The following is a 4,086-nucleotide window of genomic DNA, read 5'->3' as shown; positions in this document are numbered from 1 at the left end:
CTCCCTTCCCTCCTTTCCTCCGTCCCTCCTTCCCTTCTCCTCCTCCGACCCGTCGGTCTTCACGACCACTTCTGGGAGCGCTTTCATGCCTGAGTCCGCACAGCCGGTGACCCCGGTGACCTTTCCGCCCGCTTTCCTCTGGGGCGCCGCGACCTCCGCGTACCAGATCGAGGGGGCGGTGCGGGAGGACGGCCGTACGCCCTCGATCTGGGACACCTTCAGCCACACCCCCGGCAAGACCGCCGGCGGCGAGACCGGTGACATCGCTGTCGACCACTACCACCGCTACCGCGACGACGTGGCCCTGATGGCGGATCTGGGTCTGAACGCCTACCGCTTCTCGATCTCCTGGTCGCGTGTGCAGCCGACCGGCCGGGGCCCCGCCGTGCAGGTGGGCCTGGACTTCTACCGCCGCCTGGTCGACGAGCTGCTGTCCCACGGGATCAAGCCGGCCGTCACCCTCTACCACTGGGACCTGCCGCAGGAACTGGAGGACGCGGGCGGCTGGCCGGAGCGGGACACCGCGCTGCGCTTCGCGGAGTACGCGCAGCTCGTCGGCGAGGCGCTCGGCGACCGGGTGGAGCAGTGGATCACGCTCAACGAGCCGTGGTGCAGCGCCTTCCTCGGCTACGGCTCCGGCGTGCACGCCCCGGGCCGCACCGAGCCCCTGGCCTCGCTGCGCGCCGCCCACCACCTGAACCTGGCGCACGGCCTGGGCACGCAGGCGCTGCGTTCGGCGATGCCGGCCCGCAACTCGGTCGCGGTCAGCCTCAACTCCTCGGTGGTACGCCCCGTCTCCCAGGACCCGGCGGACCTGGTGGCGGTACGGAAGATCGACGACCTGGCCAACGGCGTCTTCCACGGCCCGATGCTGCACGGGGCCTATCCGGCCACGCTGCTGGAGGCGACCTCGTCGATCACCGACTGGTCGTACGTCCAGGACGGCGACCTGCGGATCATCAACCAGCCGCTGGACGCGCTCGGGCTCAACTACTACACGCCGGCGCTGGTGGGAGCGGTGGACGCGGCGCAGCAGGGCCCGCGGGCCGACGGCCACGGGGCGAGCACGCACTCGCCGTGGCCGGGCGCGGACGACGTGGCGTTCCACCAGACGCCCGGCGACCGCACCGAGATGGGCTGGACGATCGACCCGACCGGCCTGCACGAGCTGATCATGCGCTACGCCCGGGAGGCGCCGGGGCTGCCGCTGTACGTCACCGAGAACGGTGCGGCCTACGACGACAAGGTGGACTCCGACGGCCGCGTGCACGACCCGGAGCGCATCGCCTACCTGCACGGCCACCTGTCGGCGGTGCGCCGGGCCATCACGGACGGCGCCGACGTCCGCGGGTACTACCTGTGGTCCCTGCTGGACAACTTCGAGTGGGCCTACGGCTACGGCAAGCGGTTCGGCGCCGTCTACGTCGACTACGCCACCCTCGCCCGGACCCCGAAGTCCAGCGCCCACTGGTACGGGCGGGCGGCACGCGCCGGGGAGCTGCCGCCGGTGGACGCCGCCTGACGGACGACCGGGCAGTTGCCGTGCCCCGGCCGGGTGGGGGGTGAACCGACCGGGGCACGGCAGCACGCCGGCGATCCGGAATCCGGCAAACCGCTTGATCCGGGCGGGCGTCGAGGAACTCGGGGTGCGCTCAAGGAAGGGATCGGGAACGGTTGAGGACCGGGAACGGTCTGCCCGTTCGGCGGCGGCGCACGCTCCCCCGGTGGCCCCTGCTCACCGGCCTGCGGCCGTCGACCTGGATCCAGATGCGCACCTCCGTGCCGCCGAGCACGGAGGAGCCGATCCGCACGTCCCCGCCGGTCGACTCCGCGAGCCGGCGCACGATATCCAGGCCGAGCCCCGTGGAGCCGTCGGTGCCGGAGCCCCGGCCGCGCGCCATGGCGGCCTCGGGGTCGGATATGCCGGGGCCCGCGTCGGAGACGAGCACGATCACCGCGTCGTCGGCGTTGTGCACGTCGACCGCGAAGGCCGTGCCCTCGGGGGTGTGCCGGAAGACGTTGCCGAGCAGGGCGTCCAGCGCTGCGGCGAGGTCGGCGCGGGCCACGGGTATGCGCACCGGCCGCTCCACTCCGGCCACCCGCCACTTGCGGCCCTCGTCCTCGGCGAGCGCCGACCAGAACTCCATCCGCTCGCGGACCACTTCGGCCGCGTCGCACCCGGCGCCCGGACCGGCGGCCACGGTCTGCGGCTTGGCCTCACGGGCGGTACGGATGATGGTGTCGACCTCGCGCTCCAGCTGCGCGACGGCCGCCCGGGTCTGGTCGGCGGCCGGGCCGTCGCCGAGCGAGGCCGCGTTCAGCCGCAGCACGGTCAGCGGCGTACGCAGCCGGTGGGACAGGTCTGCCGCCAGCTCTCGCTCGTTCGCCAGGAGTTGTACGACCTGGTCGGCCATGGAGTTGAACGCGACCGCCGCGAGCCGCAGTTCGGTCGGCCCCTCCTCGGACACCCGGGCGCCCAGCCTGCCCTCCCCCAGTTCACGCGCGCCCTCGACGAGCCGCCGCGCGGGTCGCACCATCCGCACACCCAGCCGGTCGGCGACGGCGACCGAGCCGACGACGAGCGCCGCGCCCACACCGGCGAGCACCGCCCAGGCCGTGCCGACACCGCCTCTGACCTCGGACTCGGGGACGTAGACCTCGACGACCGCGATGGCGCCGGAGCTCAGCGCGACCGGCTGGAGCAGGGTGGACCCGCCGTCCACCTCGGTGGTGGAGGCGCGGCCCATCTTCCGTACGGTCGCGATGTCCTCTTCCGCGGCCCGGCCGCGGCCGATGTCGACGGCCGCCGTGCCGTCGGCCGCCGGTATGTGCACGGACATCCGCGCGTCCGAGCCGGCCGAGGCGACGACCCGCTCCAGCTGCTCGCGCTCGGTGGTGATGGACAGCGCGGGGGCGACCGCCGCGGCCTGGCGCTCGGCGTTGGAGAAGGCGCGGTCGCGGGCCATCTCCTTGATGACCAGACCGAGCGGGACGGCGAAGGCGATCACGACCATGGTGGTGACCGCCAGGCAGACCTTGACCAGTGCCCATCTCATCGCGGCGGCTCCGCTCCGGGTGGCTCCAGCTTCACGCCCACGCCCCGCAGGGTGTGCAGATAGCGGGGCCGGGCGGCCGTCTCGCCCAGCTTGCGCCGCAGCCAGGACAGATGGACGTCGATGGTCTGGTCGTCGCCGTAGGACTGCTGCCACACCTCGGCCAGCAGCTCCCTGCGCGCCACGACCACACCGGGCCGCCCGGCGAGGAAGGCGAGCAGGTCGAACTCACGGCGGGTCAGGTCCAGCCGTACGCCGTCCAGCTCGGCCTGGCGGCGCAGCGGGTCGACGGTCAGGCCGCCGACGCGGAGCACGGTGGACGGCGCGGCCGGGCCCGCTCCGGAGCGGGCCCGGCGCAGTACGGCGGACATGCGCGCCGACAGGTGCTCGACCGAGAACGGCTTGGTCAGGTAGTCGTCCGCCCCGGCGTTGAGCAACCGGACGATCTCCGCCTCGTCGTCCCGGGCGGTGGCGATGATGACGGGCACGTCGGTGATGCCGCGCAGCATCTTCAGGGCCTCGGAGCCGTCCAGGTCGGGCAGCCCGAGGTCCAGGACGACCACGTCGAAGCGGAAGTGGGCGACCTCGCGCAGCGCCTCCAGCGCCGTACCGACACTGCGCACGGTGTGCGCGGCCTCGGTCAGGTGCCGGATGAGCGCCGAGCGTACGAACTGGTCGTCCTCGACCACGAGCACACTTGCCATGCGCCGCACCGTACGCCATGCGGGCGCACCCGGTCCGGGCCTGTGGACAACTTCGGCCGGGCTCCCGCCGCCTGTGGAAACCTCACCCCGAACGCGTTCGAACGACACGGGTGAGGCAGGATGACCGCGATGTACAGAGGACTCGTTCACGTACTGGCCTGGTCGCTCGCCACCGGCGCGGCGGTCACGTTGTCGTGGTGGGGTGTCCACACGGTGATGGCGGGCACGGCCTACGACCCGCCGCGCGCCCTGCCCATCACGGCGGCCGGCGCGACCACGCAGGAGCCGAGGCCCCAGGCCTCCTCCACCCACCGGCCGCCGTGATGGGC

3 protein-coding genes and 1 pseudogene are annotated in these 4,086 nt (G+C 73.2%); 2 read left to right on the top strand and 2 right to left on the bottom strand.

The features are described from left to right. Nucleotides 1-85 precede the first annotated feature (85 nt). Nucleotides 86-1,522 carry a GH1 family beta-glucosidase gene (locus C1I97_RS32760; protein ID WP_111006665.1) on the top strand — a complete coding sequence of 479 codons (1,437 nt, stop codon included), beginning with the start codon at nt 86-88 and terminating at the stop codon, nt 1,520-1,522. Nucleotides 1,523-1,652: 130 nt separating this feature from the next. Here the strand turns inward: C1I97_RS32760 and C1I97_RS32755 are convergent, their stop codons facing one another. After that, a complete protein-coding gene (locus C1I97_RS32755; protein ID WP_111006664.1) occupies nt 1,653-3,056 on the bottom strand; it encodes a sensor histidine kinase in 1,404 nt (467 codons plus the stop codon). Next, complete coding sequence (locus tag C1I97_RS32750; protein WP_181447017.1) at nt 3,053-3,757, bottom strand: response regulator transcription factor; 705 nt, start codon at nt 3,755-3,757, stop codon at nt 3,053-3,055. The genes C1I97_RS32755 and C1I97_RS32750 overlap by 4 nt, the downstream gene beginning before the upstream one ends. A 129-nt stretch (nt 3,758-3,886) precedes the next feature. Between C1I97_RS32750 and C1I97_RS32745 the strand changes: the two are divergent. Continuing rightward, nucleotides 3,887-4,075 (top strand): annotated as a pseudogene (locus C1I97_RS32745) (hypothetical protein); the annotation flags it as partial. Nucleotides 4,076-4,086: the final 11 nt, after the last annotated feature.

This window comes from Streptomyces sp. NTH33 (assembly GCF_003236365.1).
Taxonomy (GTDB): domain Bacteria; phylum Actinomycetota; class Actinomycetes; order Streptomycetales; family Streptomycetaceae; genus Streptomyces.
The sequence above is the reverse complement of the archived record's forward strand: the minus strand, read 5'-3'. Positions and strand labels throughout refer to the sequence as shown.